The following is a 17,395-nucleotide window of genomic DNA, read 5'->3' on the forward strand; positions in this document are numbered from 1 at the left end:
TGCTACCTGTAGAGTCGAGCCATGCTCGACTGCTGTTGCATGAGCCGAGCATGGCTCGGCTCTACAGGTGTTGCCCGATGGGTCAGCGCAGCTTGGCGAGCACGGCGTCGGTGGCAGCGGCGGTACTCACCGCCTGGCCCTTGGCGGCCAGATCGGCGGTGAACACGCCGTCGTCCAGCACGGCGTGCACGGCGGCTTCCACCGCAGCGGCTTCCGTTTCCAGCTCCAGCGAATGGCGCAGCAGCATCGCGGCGCTGAAGATCGTCGCGTACGGATTGGCGATGCCCTTGCCGGCGATGTCCGGGGCCGAACCGTGGATCGGTTCGTAGATGCCGACCGCACCCGGCTCACCCAGCGAGGCCGACGGCAGTAGGCCGAGCGAGCCGGCCAGCATCGAGGCTTCATCGGTGAGGATGTCGCCGAACATGTTCTCGGTCACGATCACGTCGTACTCGCGCGGCTTGGCCAGCAGGTGCATGGCCATCGAATCGACCAGCTGGTGCTCCAGGGCAACGTCCGGGAACTCCTCGCGGCCGATGCGCGCGGCCACGTCACGCCACAGGCGCGAGGTTTCCAGCACGTTGGCCTTGTCCACCGAGGTGACCTTGCCGCGACGCTGCTGCGCCAGGCGGAAGGCACTGCGCAGCACGCGTTCGATCTCGGCCACGGTGTAGCGGCACAGGTCGCTGGCGCTGTCGGCGTCGCGGGTCTTGTCGCCGAAGTAGATGCCACCGGTCAGTTCGCGCACCACCACGAAGTCCACGCCCTGCAGCAGCTCGGCCTTGATCGGCGAGGCATGCAGCGCGGCTTCGTGGGTGCGCACCGGGCGCAGGTTGGCGTACAGGCCCAGCGCCTTGCGGATCGCCAGTAGGCCCTGTTCGGGGCGCTCCTTGGCGTTCGGGTCGGACCACTTCGGGCCGCCGACGGCGCCCAGCAGTACCGCATTGGCGGCCTGGCAGGCGGCCAGGGTCGACGCCGGCAGCGGCTCGCCATGGCGGTCGATGGCGATGCCACCGATATCGTGCTCGCTGAAAGTGAAGGTGTGGTTGAAGCGTCCAGCGACGGACTTCAGTACAGCAACCGCGGCGGCGGCCACTTCCGGGCCGATGCCATCACCGGGCAGGACAACAATTTCAGCGTGCATGCTCACTCTCGTAACGTTCGATTTCAGGGACACGGCCCAACAGATACCCCAACTGGTCGACGCCTTCCAGCAGGCAGGTCTGCGAGAAGCCATCCAGCGGGAAGGAATAGACGCGGCCATCGGGCGTGCGCAGTTCGCGCGCAGCCACGTCGATGGTCAGCGCATCGTCCGGGCGCCGCATCAGCGCCTGCACATCGGCCTCGTCCAGCACGATCGGCAGCAGGCCGTTCTTCAGCGAGTTGCCGCGGAAGATATCGGCGATCTCGCTGCTGACGATGGCACGCAGGCCCAGGTCGGTCAGCGCCCACGGCGCATGTTCGCGCGAAGAACCGCAGCCGAAGTTGCGGCCCGCCAGCAGGATGCTGCGGCCGGCGTTGTGCGGCTGGTTGAAGGCGAAGTCGGCCACCGGCGAACCATCAGCCTGCCAGCGCCAGTCATTGAAGGCGTTGCGGCCCAGGCCGGCACGCTCGGTGGTGGACAGGAACCGTGCCGGGATGATCTGGTCGGTGTCAATGTTGGTCTGGCGCAGCACCACGCTGGCCGAGGTCAGGGTACGGAAACCGGCCATCACGCCACCTCCTGTGCGAACAGTTCGCGGGTATCGGCCACGTGCCCGTTGACCGCGGCCCACGCCGCGCTCATCGGCGAAGCCAGCAGGGTGCGCGAACCGGGGCCCTGGCGGCCTTCGAAATTGCGGTTGCTGGTGCTCACGGCCAGCTGGCCGGGCGCGACCAGATCGCCGTTCATGGCGATGCACATCGAACAGCCCGGCTCGCGCCACTCGGCCCCGGCAGCGCGCACGATCTCGTGGATGCCCTCGGCCTCGGCCTCGCGCTTGACGATCTCCGAACCTGGCACCACCAGCATGCGCACCCGCTCAGCGACACGGCGGCCGCGCAGCACCTGCGCGACCTCGCGCATGTCACTCAGGCGGCCGTTGGTGCACGAACCGACGAACACCACGTCCACCGGCGTGCCGGCCAGTGCCTTGCCGGCCTGGAAGTGCATGTAGTCCAGGCCTTTCTGTGCGGCGGCATCGTTGGCGGCGGGAATCGGCTCATCCACCGCGATGGCGGTGCCCGGATGCGTGCCCCAGGTCAGGGTCGGGCGGATGTCGGTGGCGTCGATGCGTACTTCGCTGTCGAAGCGCGCGCCGTCATCACTGCGCAGCTGCTGCCAGCGCGCCACCGCAGCCTCGAAATCGGCGCCCTTTGGGCCGCGCGGGGTGTTGGCGACGAAGTCGAAGGTGACCTGGTCGGGCGCGACCATGCCGGCGCGTGCACCGGCCTCGATCGACATGTTGCACAGGGTCATGCGCTGTTCCATGTCCATCGCTTCGATGGTGCTGCCACGGAACTCGATGACGTGGCCGGTGCCGCCGTTGACGCCGATCACGCCGATGATGTGCAGCACCACGTCCTTGGCGCCGACGCCGGGCGCCAGCGGGCCATCGACGGTGATCGCAAAGGTCTTCGCCTTGCGCTGAAGCAGGCACTGCGTGGCCAGCACATGGCCGACTTCGCTGGTGCCGATGCCGAACGCCAGCGAACCGAAGGCCCCGTGGGTGGATGTGTGGCTGTCGCCGCAGACGATGGTCATGCCCGGCTGGGTGAAGCCCTGTTCCGGCGCGATCACGTGGACGATGCCGCGATTGTCCGAGGCCATGTCGAACAGCTCGATGCCGTGCTCGGCGCAGTTGCGTGCCAGCGTGGCGACCTGTGCCTCGGAGGCGGCGCTGGCATAGGGTAGCGTGCCGTCCGCGGCGGCCGGCAGGGTCGGCGTGGAGTGGTCCATCGTCGCCTTGGTGCGGTCCGGGCGGCGCGGCGACAGGCCGCGCTCGCGCAGCTCGGTGAACGCCTGCGGCGAGGTCACTTCGTGGATCAGGTGCAGGTCGATGTACAGCACGGCGGGCGCGCTGTCGGATTCGGGAACCACCACGTGGGCGTCCCACAGTTTGTCGTACAGGGTGCGGGGAGCGGAAGTCATGCGTATGCCTGGCAGAAGTACGAAATAGCGAACATCAGTAAAGACGGCGGAACGGTCAAGTCAGCGACGGCGGGCGAGCACGCGCAGCCGCACATAGTCCGCCAGCGGCTGGCCGGCGGCGTTGCGCGGCAGCTCGGCCAGCAGCGCGCTCGCGGCCTCGCGCACCGTAGCGCGTGCCTCGGCTGGCAGGTCGTCCAGCAGCGGCGCGGCGAACACGCGCAGCCAGCCGGCCACGCCGGTCGGCAATGCCGTTGGGCGCGGCGTGCACTCGATCAGTTGCACCTGGAAGCCATGCTGGCGCAGGCGGTCGGCGTAGGCATCGGCCGTCGGGAAATACCACTGGAAGGTGCTGGCGCCATGGCCGTGGGCCACGCGCGCGGCCTGTACCGCCGCGATGATCGTGGCCACGTTGCCATGGCCACCGAATTCGGCGACAAAGCGGCCGCCGGGGCGCAGGGCGCGGCGCACGCCTTCCAGCACGCGGTCGGGAGTGCCCATCCAATGCAGTGCCGCGTTGCTGAACACTGCATCGAACTCGCTGTCGAACGACAGTGCGTGGCCGTCCATCACCTGGGCATCGACACCGCGCGCGCGGGCGGCGATCACCAGTTCCGGCGAGGCATCCACGCCGTGGATGCGCGCACCGCTCAGCGCCAGTTCGGTGCTGAGCACACCATCGCCACAGCCCAGGTCGAGGATGCGTTCACCCGCGCGCGGGTCGAGCAGGCGCGATACCGCGCCGCCGAGCAGGGGCACGAAGCCGGCATCGATCGCATAGTCCTGGGCATTCCACTGCTGGCCAGCGGCGCTGGCCGGGGTGGGGGTGTCGAAGGCGCTCATGGCGGGTTCCTCAGGCGGTGGCGGGGGTGGGAACGTCGGTGCTGCTGTGGGCGGCGGCCTGGCGCTGGCGCAGCAGGCGATTGGCAACATCCAGCCAGGCCAGCGCGGAGGCTTCGATGATGTCCTTGCTGGTGCCGGTGCCGTCGTACTCCACGCCCTCGTGGCGCACGCTCAGGTTGGCTTCGCCACGCGCATCGGCGCCGATGCCGACGCTGTGCACGTGGTAGCTGTCCAGCATCAGCTGCACGCCGGTGGCGGCCGACAGCGCGCCGAACAGCGCATCGACCGGGCCGTCGCCCTGTGCGGTTTCGGCCACGCGGTTGCCGTCCGGGTCGGACAGTTCGACCAGCGCGTTGGCGCGGCTGCCCACATCGCTGATGGTCATCGAGGCCAAGCGGTAGCCCTGTGCATTGGAGCCGCCCTGCATCAGCGTCTGCAGGTCGGCATCGGTGACCACGCGCTGCTGCTCGCACAGGCCCTTGAACTGCTCGAACACCAGCTTCAGTTCGTCTTCGTCCAGCCAGAAACCCAGCGCGCGCAGGCGCGCTTCGACGGCGGCGCGACCGCTGTGGCGGCCCAGCACCATCTGCGAATCCTCCCAGCCCACGTCTTCCGGACGCATGATTTCGTAGGTGCCGCGATGGCGCAGCATGCCGTGCTGGTGGATGCCCGATTCGTGGGCAAAGGCATTGGCACCGACGATGGCCTTGTTGCGCTGTACCGGCATGCCGACCAGGCGCTGCAGCAGCTGCGAGGTGCCGACGATGCGCGGGGTGTTGATCGAACTGTCCTGCTCGTAGAAGGCCTGGCGCACCTTCAGCACCATCGCGATTTCTTCCAGCGAGCAGTTGCCGGCGCGCTCGCCGATGCCGTTGACGGTGCACTCGACCTGGCGCGCGCCACCTTCGATGGCGGCCAGCGAGTTGGCCACGGCCAGGCCCAGGTCGTTGTGGCAGTGCGCGCTGAAGATTACATTGGCGGCGTTCGGAACGTCGGCGACGCCGGCGATGACCTGCTGGAACATCGCGCGGATTTCTTCCGGCGTGGTGAAGCCGACGGTGTCGGGCAGGTTGATGGTGGTGGCGCCGGCGGCAATGGCCACGCGCGAGACTTCGATCAGGTAGTCCAGCTCGGTGCGGGTGGCATCCTCGGCCGAGAATTCGACATCGTCGATGTACGAGCGTGCCAGCGATACATGCTTGCGTACCGATTCCAGCACCTGCTCGCGGGTCATGCGCAGCTTGTGCTCGCGGTGCAGCGGGCTGGTGGACAGGAACACGTGCAGGCGCGGGTTGGCCGCAGCTTCCAGGGCACGCGCCGAGGTTTCGATATCGGCCTGCAGGCAGCGCGACAGCACCGCCAGGCTCAGGCTCGGGCGGCGCAGCTCACGGCCGATCAGGGCCATCGCCTCGCGGTCGGACTGCGAGCTGGCCGGAAAGCCTGTCTCGATGACGTCCACGCCCAGTTCGTCCAGCGCACGCGCCATCACCAGCTTCTGCGGTGGGCTCATGCTGCAGCCGGGGGACTGCTCGCCGTCACGCAGGGTGGTGTCGAAGATGCGGATGCGCGGGGTGGTAATTCGTTCGATGGTGGTCACAGGGAAATCTCCTCGACAGCGGGTGCGACGGCTTGCAGGGGGGTAGGGGAAGAGGTGGGCGAAGCGTTGGCGCTGGCCTTGCCCGGCGAGCGCGGCGTTTCGCTGCGACGTCGCCGTGGCTTGCGCGGCGGACGCGGCCGGATGTCGGTAAGCAGGCCGGCCAGCACGCCGGCATCGATGTTGCCGCCGGACACCACCGCGCACTTGCGGCGGCCGGCGACGCGGCGGCCGGCAGCCAGCGCCAGCGCGCCGGCGCCCTCGGCGATGATGTGTTCTTCCAGTGCCAGCCGGACCAGGGTTTCGCGCAGTTCGGCTTCGCGCACGATCACCACATCGTCCAGCAGCGAGGTGCACAGGCGGCGGGTCAGGAAGCCGGGGATCTTCACCCGCACGCCGTCGGCCAGCGAGGCGACGGGGGCGATCTCGCGGGCATCGCCGCGGATCGCACGTGCCATCGAATCAACGCCTTCCACCTGCGCGCCGACCACGCGCACGCCCTGTGATTTCAGTGCCAGTGCAACGCCGGAGGCCAGTCCACCGCCGCCGATCGGCACGATCACCACGTCCGGCGCGTGCGCGGCCAGCTCGATGCCCACCGTGCCCTGGCCGGCAATCACATCGGCATCGTCGAACGCGGACAGGAAACGGTAGCCGTGGCGCTGCGCCAGTTCGACCGCGAAGGCGTAAGCCTCGTCATAGCTGGTGCCGTGCTGGCGCACGGTGGCGCCCCAGTGGGCGACGCCGGCAATCTTGGTGGCGGGTGCACCATGGGGCATCACAGTGATGGCCGGCACGTCCAGGCGGTAGGCCGCCCACGCCACGCCCTGGGCATGGTTGCCGGCCGAGGCGCAGATCACCGGCCGGGTATCGCCGCGCTCGCGGCCGGCCAGCAGCGCGTTCAACGCGCCGCGTACCTTGTAGGACCCGGTGCGCTGCAGGTTCTCCAGCTTCAGCCAGGTACCGAAGCGCTCGGCGTGGTGCAGCGGGGTGGGCGGCAGGAAGCGGCGCAGGCGGGCCTGCGCTGCCAGGACGTCGGCAACGCTTACGTCGCCGGCATCGCTTTCCTGGCTGGTGTCAGCGGCCGGCATGGGCCACCAGCGCGGTGCGGGCGACCGCCGCATGCGGGCACGGGCGGCGAAGAAGACGCCTCCGTACCGGCACCGTGGTCGCTACGGTACGGGTGTTCATGGCGATACTCCTTCCACGGCGGTGACCTGTACGGACACGCAGTCGTAGATCTTCTCGATCTGCCGGCACAGCGTTTCCGCCGGGCGCTGGCCATCCACGACCAGCTGCAGGTGCCAGCGGCCATCGTCGGCAGCTACCGGCGCGCCGCTGATCGCACGCGGCGCGAAGCCGCGACGTTCGGCCATGCCGATCACGCGCAGCAGCGCGCCTTCGGCCGGGTGCAGCACCAGGTCAAGCCGGTATTGCATTGGGGGTCTCCTGGCGGGCATGGGCGGGGTTGCTTTCCAGCATCGTGCTGTTGGCAGTGTTCGGCGGCACCAACGGCCATACGTTGGCGCGTGCATCGATGGCCACGTGCAACAGTGCCGGGCCCGGTTCGGCCAGCAGCGCGGCCAGGCCGCCTTCCACGTCGTCGCGGTTGTCGATGCGGGTGGCGGCGATGCCGAACACCTGCGCCAGTGCCACGAAGTCCGGGTTGTCGGACAGGTCGATCTCGCTGTAACGCTCGGCGAAGAACAGCTCCTGCCACTGCCGCACCATGCCCAGCGAACTGTTGTCGAGCAGCACGATCTTCACCGGCAGGTGGCAGCGGGCGATGGTCGCCAGCTCCTGCACGTTCATCATGAAGCTGCCATCGCCGGACACCAGCACCACGGTGCGGTCGGGGCAGGCAAACTGCGCACCCATCGCCGCCGGCAGGCCGAAGCCCATGGTGCCCAGCGCGCCGCTGGTCAGGTGGTTGCGCGGGTGGTTGAAGCGGCAGTGCTGGGCCACCCACATCTGGTGCTGGCCGACATCGCAGGCGATCACCGCATCGGCCGGGGCCAGCTCGCTCAGGCGCTTCAGCAACGCCGGTGCGTAGATGTGCTGGCCCGGTGCGTCGTAGCGTGCGGCGAAGCGATCGCGATGCTGCGCACAGCGCTTGCGCCACGCCTCCTGGTGGGCCTTGGGGGAGGGGAAGGCCGCACGCAGGGCGCGGATGGCGTGACCGACGTTGCCAGGCACGGCGACATCGGCGCTGCGCAGCTTGGAGATCTCGTAGGCGTCCGCATCGATGTGGACCACACGGGCGAACGGGGCGAACTCGGCCAGCTTGCCGGTGGCACGGTCATCGAAACGCGCCCCCAGCACCAGCAGCAGGTCGCTTTCCTGCACCGCCATGTTGGCCGCGCGAGTGCCGTGCATGCCCAGCATGCCCAGCGACTGCGGATGGCTGGCCGGCAGGGCACCCAGGCCGCGCAGGGTCATCACGGTGGGGATGGCACTGGCCTCGACGAAGTCGCGCAGGTCCTGCACGGCATCGCCCAGCGCGATGCCGCCACCGGCGTAGACCACCGGCTTCTCGGCTGCGGCCAGCGCGGCGATGGCCTCGGCGATGGCGGCCTCGGCCGGCGCCGGCGGCGGTTCGACGCTGCTGGGCACATGCGCCGGCAGATGGCTGGCATCGGCCAACTGCACATCCTTGGGCAGGTCGATCAGCACCGGGCCGGGGCGACCCTCACGGGCAATGCGGAACGCATCGGCCACCACGCGCGGCAGGTCATCGACGCTGCGCACCAGCCAGCTGTGCTTGACGATCGGCATCGTCAGGCCGAACACATCCAGTTCCTGGAAGGCGTCGGTGCCCAGCAGCGGCGTGCCGACCTGGCCGGTGATGCAGACCATCGGCACCGAATCGAGCATCGCATCGGCAATGCCGGTGACCAGGTTCGAGGCGCCCGGGCCGGATGTGGCCACGCAGACGCCGACCTGGTTGCTGGCGCGGGCGAAGCCGTTGGCGGCCAGCGCCGCGCCCTGCTCATGGCGTACCAGGATGTGCTTCAGCGACGAATCCACCAGCGCGTCGTAGAACGGCATGATGGTGCCACCTGGATAGCCGAACAGCGTGCGGACGCCTTCGGCCTCCAGCGCCTGGGTCAGCCAGCGCGCGCCGTTGGGCGGCGCGCTGCGATGTGTCGAAGAGTTCATGGGGGAACCTTGCAAAGCGGGTGGGGGAGGGCCGCGCGTTTACGCGGCCTGTCCTTGCAACCAGACCATCTTGGCGCGCAGTTCCTTGCCCACCTTCTCGATCGGGTGCTCCAGGTCGGCCTGCTTGAACCTGTTGTAGTTCGGCAGGCCCGCTTCGTACTCGGCCACCCAGTTCTTGGTGAAGGTGCCGTCCTGGATGTCCTTCAGTACTTCCTTCATGCGTTCCTTGGTGCCGGCATCGATCACACGCGGGCCGCTGACGTAGTCGCCGTACTGCGCGGTCTCGGAGATGAACTCCAGCATGCGCGAGATGCCACCTTCGTAGAACAGGTCCACGATCAGCTTCAGTTCGTGCAGCACTTCGTAATAGGCGATTTCCGGCTGGTAACCGGCTTCCACCAGGGTCTCGAAGCCCGCCTGCACCAGCGCCGAAGCGCCACCGCACAGCACCGCCTGCTCGCCGAACAGATCAGTTTCGGTCTCTTCCTTGAAGGTGGTCTGGATCAGGTTGGCGCGGGCGCCACCCAGGCCGGCTGCATAGGCGAGTGCGTACTCGGCGGCCTTGCCGCTCTTGTCCTGGTAGACCGCCCATATGCACGGCACGCCGCGGCCGATTTCATATTCACGACGGACCAGCGCGCCCGGGCCCTTGGGCGCGACCAGCACCACGTCCAGGTCCTCGCGCGGCTTGATCATGTCGAAGTGCACGTTCAGGCCGTGCGCGAACAACAGCACCGCACCCTGTTTCATGTTCGGCGCCAGCACATCGTCGTAGAGCTTCTTCTGCACCATGTCCGGCGTCAGCACGGCGACCAGGTCGGCATCCTTCACCGCATCGGCCGGTGCTTTCACGGTGAAGCCATCGGCCTGCGCCTTGACCTCGGTCGGGCCGCCCGGACGCAGGCCTACCACCACATCGAAGCCGGATTCGCGCAGGTTCAGTGCGTGGGCGCGGCCCTGGCTGCCGTAGCCGATGACGGCGATCTTGGTCTGGGGCAGGTCGTTGGTGCTCATGGGGGAGGTTCCTTGCGGTGGGAAGAAAAAAGAACGGCCGGTCGTCGAGGTGACGTATCGGCCGGTCAGGGGAAAGCGGTGGAGGAGGCGCTGCGCATCGCACAGGCACAGCCACCACGAGGCGTGGTGGTGGTCTGGGGCCGGGCTTTGCACTGAGCGTTGGTCATGGTGGTTGCGTCTGAAACCAGGTCCTGAAATGAAAAAACCCGCACCGGGGCGGGTGCGGGTTTTGATGAGTTCCGGTGTGTTTGTTGCTTACACGCTGGCTCGTCCCGCACCTGTTGGCTGGGTAATAAGTACGAGCACAAGAATCGAACGCAGCGAGGTGGCGCCGGTGTCGGCGGCTTCAATGTGGGTTCGCAGTGGCGTGTTGTGATGCAACATGTGATCGAGAGAAACACAGCCGTTTTGGCGGTGTCAACCCTCGCGACGGTTTTTTTATCGGTTTCCAGTGAATCCAGCGCAATCGCTTGCGGCACAAGGATGGTTGCTGCTGAAAGTGTTTCGGTGAACCCGAATTCACTCCTTTCTGGGCGGTTTTTGCGCGGAATCCGTCGGATTCTTCCACCCCAGGATCAACGTCCATGACGTCTGTCCGATACCGCGTGAAGGCCGCAGCGGCGAAGATCGGGGAACCACCCGTCCATCGGAACCCGACCGTGTCCCGACGCCTTGCCCGTTCCCTGATCGCCGCCGCCGTGCTGGCTGCCGTGCCCGCGCTGTCCTTTGCCGCCGACCGCATTACCGGCCACACCTTCGCCACCCGTTCGGAGGTGATCGCCCCCCATGCGATGGCCGCCACCTCGCAGCCGCTGGCCACCCAGATCGCGCTGGACGTGATGAAGGGCGGTGGCTCGGCGGTGGATGCCGCCATCGCGGCCAACGCAGCGCTGGGCCTGATGGAGCCCACCGGCAACGGCATCGGCGGCGACCTGTTCGCCATCGTCTGGGACCCGAAGACGCAGAAGCTCTATGGCTACAACGGCTCGGGGCGCTCGCCGAAATCGCTCACCCTGGCCGAGTTCCAGCGCCGTGGCCTGAAGGACATCCCGGCCACCGGCCCGCTGCCGGTCTCGGTACCTGGCGCGGTCGACGGCTGGTTCGCACTGCACGACCGCTTCGGTCGCAACCGGATGGCCGACAACCTGGCGCCGGCCATCCGCTACGCCCGCGAGGGCCACCCGGTGGCCGAAGTGATCGCCTACTACTGGGACCGCTCGGTACCCAAGCTGTCGCAGTACCCGGGCTTCAAGGAGCAGTTCACGATCAACGGCCACGCCCCGCGCAAGGGCGAGATGTGGAAGAACCCGAATCTGGCCAGCACGCTGCAGAAGATCGCCGATGGCGGACGCGACGCCTTCTACAAGGGTGACATCGCCCGCACCATCGGCGACTATTTCAAGGCCAACGGTGGCTACCTGAGCTATCAGGACATGGCTGACCATCATGGCGAATGGGTCGAACCGGTCAGCAGCAACTACCGTGGCTACGACGTGTGGGAACTGCCGCCGAACAGCCAGGGCATTGCCGCGCTGCAGATCCTCAACGTGCTGGAAGGCTACGATTTCTCGAAGATCCCGTTTGGTTCACCGGAGCATGTGCACCTGTTCGTTGAAGCGAAGAAGCTGGCCTTCGCCGACCGTGCACGCTTCTACGCCGACATGGCGTTCCAGCCGGCACCGGTGCAGAAGCTGATTTCCAAGGAATACGCCGCGCAGCGCCGCGCGCTGATCTCGATGGAAAAGGCGTTGAAGGAAGTGCAGCCGGGCACGCCGAAGCAGCTGGAGGAGGGCGACACGATCTACATGACCGTGGCCGACGCCGACGGCATGATGGTCTCGCTGATCCAGTCCAACTACCGCGGCATGGGCAGCGGCATGGCGCCGCCGGGGCTGGGCTTCATCCTGCAGGATCGTGGCGAGATGTTCGTGCTGCAGAAGAACCATCCCAACGGCTACGCACCGGGCAAGCGCCCCTTCCAGACCATCATTCCGGCGTTCATTACCAAGGGTGGCAAGCCGTATGCCAGCTTCGGCGTGATGGGCGGCGCGATGCAGCCGCAGGGCCACGCGCAGATCGTGATGAACCTGGTGGACTTCGGCATGAACCTGCAGGAAGCCGGTGATGCGCCGCGCATCCAGCACGAAGGCTCGACTGAACCGACGGGTCAGGCCACGGCGATGACCGATGGCGGTGAAGTGAATCTGGAAACCGGCTTCCCTTATGAAACGGTGCGCGCGCTGATGCGCAAAGGGCATCGCATCGTGTTCGCCGATGGCCCGTATGGCGGGTACCAGGCGATCATGCGTGATCCCGAGACCGGGGTTTACTACGGTGCTTCGGAGAGCCGCAAGGATGGGCAGGCGGCGGGGTATTGAGGTTTTCCGGCCACCGGGCTGAGCCCCCTCTGCGGTGGTGGTTCGTGGAAGCGGGATCATGTGATTGGGCCGGGCGGGTGGGCTGTTCGGGGGACGCCGTGAATCCGTCCCTGGAGGCTTGGCAGCCGCATCCATGCGGCTGACACCCCCGCCCAACCCCCCCGCCCGACCCCTGACAGTGTCCGTGGCCATCACCGCAGGAAAAGAAAAAAGAAGAGCAAGAGCAAGAGCAAAGGCAACAGCCGCGCGCTGTGGGTTGAGGTCGGACCCGTTTTCCGAAGGAAAACGGATCCGACCCCTTCTTGTTTTCCGATACACCTGATCCACGCATGGCGTGGATCGACTGCCGTCACCGGGAAATTGTCGGAGGCGGGGAGGGGGCCGATGGCGGGACCGTCCACGGCATGGATGCCGTGGCCGAGCCTACAGGGACGTACTTGCGGCGTGTCCCGCCATCGGCCCCCTCCCCGCCAAACCAGCAGAAATCCAGAGCCGCTTTTGAAGTTGTTGTTGCCGTTGCTTGAAAAAAGCGGTGCAGCCGCAGGCTGCAAAACCCCCTCAATCCTGATCGTGCGCGCGCGCTGCCTCCGCCTGGGTTTCCTCCTGCGCCGCCATCTCGCGTGCAATCCACGCATCGATCATGTGCCGCTGGCGCTGCGCCTGCCGCCGCTCCCGGGTGTATTCCTGGTCCAGCACCCGGTACAGGGACACCATCACAAGAAGCATCAGCAGCGCGAACGGCAGCGCAGCGATGGTGATCATGCCCTGCAGCGCCTCCAGTCCCCCTGCCAACAGCAAGGAACCCGCCACGAGCGCAATGCCGACACCCCACGCCACTTTGTGCTTGCGCAATGGCTCGCCCGCGTCGTCCGTGGACATGCTGGCCAGCACAAGTACCGCAGAATCAGCCGAGGTCACGAAGAAGATCATCAGTAGCACCAGCGCAATGCACGACAGCAGCAACGGCAGCGGCATGCTGTCGAACATGGTGAACAGCACCGTTTCATAGCCGTTGCCCAGTGCCTGCAGCAGGTCGGCCTGGCCGAAGATCTGCATCCAGATCGCGGTGCCACCGAACACCGAGAACCAGAAGAAGCCCAGCAGCGTCGGTGCCAGCACCACGCCGATCACGAACTCGCGCACGCTGCGCCCGCGCGAGATGCGCGCGATGAACGAACCCACGAACGGTGCCCAGGAGATCCACCAGGCCCAGTAGAAGATCGTCCAGTCCGCGACCCAGGTGCTGGACGAGAACGGTGACATGCGCAGGCTCATCGTCACCAGCTGATTGAGATAGGAGCCCAACGTCGTCGTGAAGGTGTTGAAGATCGCGCCAGTCGGGCCGAGTACCAGCACCAGCGCGAGCAGCAGTGCAGCCAATGCAAGGTTGAAGTTGGACAGCCATTTCATGCCGCGGCCGACGCCGCTGAGCGTGGACGCCATGTACAGTACGAAAGCCACTGCGATGATGGTCAGCTGCAGCGGCACGCCCGCCTGCACGCCGAACACGCGTTCCACGCCGGCCGCGATCTGTACCGTGCCGAAGCCCAGTGCTGTAGCCACGCCAACCGCGGTGGCGACGACCGCGGAGATGTTGACCATATGCCCGATCCAGCCACGATGGTGACGGCCGATGATCGGTTGCAACATATCGCTGATCTGGCCACGGCCGTTGCGGTTGAACTGGAACCAGGCCATGGCCAGGCCGATCAGCGCGTAGATCGCCCACGGGTGCAGGCCCCAATGGAAGAACGCATAGCGCATGGCGGCGCGCGCGGCGTCCATGCTTTCGGGCGCCAGCCCCTCCGGTGGCTTGCTGAAGTGCGAAATGGGCTCGGCGGCGCCCCAGAACACCAGGCCGATGCCCATGCCGGCAGCGAACAGCATCGACATCCAGCTGGCACGCGAGAACTCGGGCTCGGCATCTTCGCCACCGATGCGCAGGTTGCCGAAGCGGCCGAAGGCCAGGTACATCAGGAACACCAGCGCCAGGAACACGACCAGCAGGTACAGCCAGCCGACACTGCGGATGACCTCGGCCAGCATCGACTGGACCACGGTGTTGAAGGGACCGGGTGCAACACCGGCGAGCAGCACCAGCAGCAGAACCAGTGCAATGGAAACGCGAAACACCATGAAGGGGCTTCTCCGATCAAGGGATTGAGGGGAGCGAGCAGAGCTTGCTGCGAGGGGCCGGCGACATGCAGCACAGACCGGGCAGGGGCCGCGAAGGCGGCGAGGAAACACCGGCCGCAGCGGCACGATGCGCGTGCACGTTACTGAATGCGATGTCACGGTTCTGTTAATACAGAAACAGCGGATCCACGCCGTGCGTGGATGGAACAGCCATGGGCTACAGCACGTTCTATGCTCTAATGCACACCAAGAAGCGGGGGTACCGGGCCATGTGGCCACGGTTGAGACAGTCCCTTGGAACCTGATCCGGCTCATACCGGCGTAGGGAAGCTTTGCAGTGCAGCCGTGCCCGGATTCCGCCCAAGGACCGTCCGGGAGCGGCAGCAGTGCGCCGCCGCTTCGTCCCTGACCTTCCTGGACGATGCCCGATGAACGCACAGCTCTCCGCCCTGCAGCAACAGGCCCAGCAACTCTCCGAATCCGTGACCCGGCCCATTCCCGGATCGCGCAAGATACACGTGGCCGGCTCGCGCCCGGATCTGCTGGTGCCGATGCGCGAGATCGCGCTGGCCCGCACGCCGACCCTGTTCGGCGGCGAAGAGAATGCGCCGGTCACGGTCTACGACACGTCCGGCCCCTACACTGATACTGGCGTACGCATCGATCTGTCCGCAGGCCTGCCGGCGCTGCGCCGCGGCTGGGTGGAGGAACGCGGCGATACCGAACAGCTCGAAGGACTGAGTTCTTCGTTCGGCCGCGACCGCGAGCATGACCCGAAGCTCGATGCGGTGCGATTTCCTGCGCGCAGCCTGCCACGCCGTGCGCGAGCCGGCGCGAACGTCACCCAGATGCACTATGCGCGGCGCGGCATCATCACGCCGGAAATGGAGTTCGTCGCCATCCGCGAGAACCAGCGGCTCGACGCGGTCCGCGATGCCGGCCTGCTGCAGCAGCACCCGGGCGAGTCGTTCGGTGCTTCAATCCAGAAGGTGATCACACCCGAATTCGTGCGCGACGAGATCGCACGCGGCCGCGCGGTGCTGCCCAACAACATCAACCACCCGGAAAGCGAGCCGATGATCATCGGCCGCAACTTCCTGACCAAGATCAACGCCAACATCGGCAACAGCGCAGTGTCCTCGGGCATTGCCGAGGAAGTGGAGAAACTGGTGTGGGCGATCCGCTGGGGCGGTGATACGGTGATGGACCTGTCCACCGGCAAGCACATCCATGAGACCCGCGAGTGGATCATCCGCAACTCGCCGGTGGCGATCGGTACCGTGCCGATCTACCAGGCACTGGAGAAGGTCGACGGCCGTGCCGAAGCACTTACCTGGGAAATCTTCCGTGACACGCTGATCGAGCAGGCCGAGCAGGGCGTGGACTACTTCACCATCCACGCTGGCGTGCTGCTGCGCTACGTGCCACTCACCGCCAAGCGCGTGACCGGCATTGTCAGCCGTGGTGGCTCGATCATGGCCAAGTGGTGCCTGGCGCACCACAAGGAGAATTTTCTCTACACGCACTTCGAAGACATCTGCGAGATCATGAAGGCGTACGACGTGACCTTCTCGCTGGGTGACGGCCTGCGCCCGGGCTGCATCGCCGATGCCAACGACGCCGCGCAGTTCGGTGAGCTGGAAACACTGGGCGAGCTGACGAAGATCGCCTGGAAACACGATGTGCAGACCATGATCGAAGGCCCCGGCCACGTGCCGATGCAGCTGATCAAGGAAAACATGGACAAGCAGCTGCGCGAGTGTGGCGAAGCACCGTTCTATACGCTGGGCCCGCTGACCACCGACATCGCGCCGGGCTACGACCACATCACCAGCGCGATCGGTGCGGCGATGATCGGCTGGTTCGGCACGGCGATGCTCTGCTACGTGACGCCGAAGGAGCACCTCGGCCTGCCCAATCGCCAGGACGTGCGCGACGGCATCATGGCCTATCGCATTGCCGCGCATGCGGCCGACCTGGCCAAGGGCCATCCGGGCGCGCAGGTGCGCGACAACGCGCTGAGCAAGGCGCGCTTCGAGTTCCGCTGGGAAGACCAGTTCCATCTTGGCCTGGATCCGGAGAAGGCCAAGGAATTCCATGACGAGACGCTGCCGAAGGATGCGCACAAGCTGGCCCACTTCTGCTCGATGTGCGGCCCGCACTTCTGTTCGATGAAGATCACCCAGGATGTGCGTGACTACGCCGAAGCCGGCATGAAGGAGAAGTCGGCGGAGTTCCGCGCGGCCGGTGCCGAGGTCTATCGCCAGGGGTGACGCGGAAGCGGGGGTGCCGGCCAGCGGCCGGCACTACCGCTCATCACGCCGCTCCCGGCTATCCTCCGCCCATCTCCCTGGGGAAAGGACGCCATGCCTGTTGCCATCACCACCCGTTGGCTGGCCATTGCCCGCCGTCATCCTTCGGCCTGGCTGTTGGGCGCCCAGCTGATCGCGGTGCTGCTGTACCCCGCGCTGGATGACACCGCTGCGGGCCGCGCGGCGCTGGGCATGTTCGGCATGGCGGTACTGGGCCTGGCGTTGTGGGTGGTGCAACGCAGCCCGCTGGGCACCTGGCTGGCACTGCTGCTGGCCATTCCCTCGGTGGTGTTCTCGCTGGCCGGTGCACTGCTGGACCGCACTGCGCTGCTGACCACCGCGCAACTGCTGGAGAGCCTGCTGTACTTCTATACGGCCGGTGCGCTCATTGCCTACATGCTCCAGGACCATAAAGTCACCCGCGATGAACTGTTCGCCGCAGGCGCCACATTCACGCTGCTGGCCTGGGCCTTCGCATTTGCTTTTGCCGTGTGCCAACAATGGTATCCGGGCAGTTTCCAGGGCTCCGGCGGCGGTGCACAGCGCACCTGGATGGAACTGCTTTATCTGAGCTTCAGTTTGCTCTCGGGTGTTGGCTTGAGCGACGTAGTACCCCTGCATCCGCAGGCGCGTGCCCTGGTCATGCTGGAGCAGTTTTCAGGCGTGATGTACGTGGCTTTGGTGGTTTCGCGACTGGTCGGATTGACCATGCTGCGGCGCGTGTGAAAATGAACGCCAGATAAAAATTCCGCGCCCCGCAGGGCGCGAATGGTGCAGCAAATTATGTGAATGCGTCGGCGAGAGAGAGCCTGGATGTCGACCACGCGATAGG

The 17,395-nt window shown here is 66.5% G+C and carries 13 protein-coding genes and 1 riboswitch; of the genes, 3 read left to right on the forward strand and 10 right to left on the reverse strand.

What is annotated here, in order from left to right; all coding sequences use genetic code 11:
• Nucleotides 1–82: 82 nt before the first annotated feature.
• From leuB to ilvC, 9 genes are all read right to left on the reverse strand, one after another.
• Entirely contained in the window at nt 83–1,144 is a 1,062-nt protein-coding gene (gene leuB / locus AC5P8C_RS08210) for a 3-isopropylmalate dehydrogenase (protein WP_495218551.1), read from the reverse strand.
• Nucleotides 1,134–1,712 carry a 3-isopropylmalate dehydratase small subunit gene (leuD, locus tag AC5P8C_RS08215; protein WP_495218552.1) on the reverse strand — a complete coding sequence of 193 codons (579 nt, stop codon included), beginning with the start codon at nt 1,710–1,712 and terminating at the stop codon, nt 1,134–1,136. The genes leuB and leuD overlap by 11 nt, the downstream gene beginning before the upstream one ends.
• Nucleotides 1,712–3,130 carry a 3-isopropylmalate dehydratase large subunit gene (gene leuC / locus AC5P8C_RS08220; RefSeq protein WP_495218553.1) on the reverse strand — a complete coding sequence of 473 codons (1,419 nt, stop codon included), beginning with the start codon at nt 3,128–3,130 and terminating at the stop codon, nt 1,712–1,714. The genes leuD and leuC overlap by 1 nt, the downstream gene beginning before the upstream one ends.
• Before the next feature lie 60 nt (nt 3,131–3,190).
• Nucleotides 3,191–3,970 carry a class I SAM-dependent methyltransferase gene (locus tag AC5P8C_RS08225; RefSeq protein WP_440865868.1) on the reverse strand — a complete coding sequence of 260 codons (780 nt, stop codon included), beginning with the start codon at nt 3,968–3,970 and terminating at the stop codon, nt 3,191–3,193.
• A gap of 10 nt (nt 3,971–3,980) precedes the next feature.
• Entirely contained in the window at nt 3,981–5,567 is a 1,587-nt protein-coding gene (locus AC5P8C_RS08230) for a 2-isopropylmalate synthase (RefSeq protein WP_019662043.1), read from the reverse strand.
• Nucleotides 5,564–6,655: a threonine dehydratase gene (locus AC5P8C_RS08235; protein WP_413410094.1), complete on the reverse strand. Its 1,092-nt coding sequence runs from the start codon at nt 6,653–6,655 to the stop codon at nt 5,564–5,566. Before AC5P8C_RS08235 ends, AC5P8C_RS08230 begins: the two co-directional genes overlap by 4 nt.
• A gap of 96 nt (nt 6,656–6,751) precedes the next feature.
• Nucleotides 6,752–7,003 carry an ACT domain-containing protein gene (locus AC5P8C_RS08240; protein WP_005410947.1) on the reverse strand — a complete coding sequence of 84 codons (252 nt, stop codon included), beginning with the start codon at nt 7,001–7,003 and terminating at the stop codon, nt 6,752–6,754.
• Complete coding sequence (gene ilvG / locus AC5P8C_RS08245; RefSeq protein ID WP_233653761.1) at nt 6,987–8,723, reverse strand: acetolactate synthase 2 catalytic subunit; 1,737 nt, start codon at nt 8,721–8,723, stop codon at nt 6,987–6,989. The genes AC5P8C_RS08240 and ilvG overlap by 17 nt, the downstream gene beginning before the upstream one ends.
• Before the next feature lie 39 nt (nt 8,724–8,762).
• On the reverse strand, nt 8,763–9,737 hold the full coding sequence (gene ilvC / locus AC5P8C_RS08250) for a ketol-acid reductoisomerase (protein ID WP_019662040.1): 975 nt from the start codon (nt 9,735–9,737) through the stop codon (nt 8,763–8,765).
• 659 nt (nt 9,738–10,396) lie between these two features.
• Here ilvC and ggt point away from each other — a divergent pair.
• Nucleotides 10,397–12,115, forward strand: a complete 1,719-nt coding sequence (ggt, locus tag AC5P8C_RS08255; RefSeq protein WP_495218554.1) for a gamma-glutamyltransferase — start codon at nt 10,397–10,399, stop codon at nt 12,113–12,115.
• Between the two features lie 558 nt (nt 12,116–12,673).
• Here ggt and AC5P8C_RS08260 read toward each other — a convergent pair.
• Entirely contained in the window at nt 12,674–14,251 is a 1,578-nt protein-coding gene (locus tag AC5P8C_RS08260) for a BCCT family transporter (protein ID WP_233653762.1), read from the reverse strand.
• A 245-nt stretch (nt 14,252–14,496) separates the two neighbouring features.
• A riboswitch (TPP riboswitch) is annotated at nt 14,497–14,597 on the forward strand.
• Between the two features lie 82 nt (nt 14,598–14,679).
• On the opposite strand from AC5P8C_RS08260, the gene thiC reads away from it, so the two are divergent.
• The gene (gene thiC / locus AC5P8C_RS08265) at nt 14,680–16,524 is read left to right on the forward strand and encodes a phosphomethylpyrimidine synthase ThiC (protein WP_019662037.1); all 1,845 of its coding nucleotides are present in this window, start codon (nt 14,680–14,682) and stop codon (nt 16,522–16,524) included.
• A 93-nt stretch (nt 16,525–16,617) separates the two neighbouring features.
• Nucleotides 16,618–17,289 (forward strand): ion channel, encoded by a 672-nt coding sequence (locus AC5P8C_RS08270; protein WP_019662036.1) that lies wholly within the window; start codon nt 16,618–16,620, stop codon nt 17,287–17,289.
• The last annotated feature ends 106 nt before the right edge of the window (nt 17,290–17,395 follow it).

Source organism: Stenotrophomonas sp. YJH_SMC_46, from assembly GCF_059370315.1.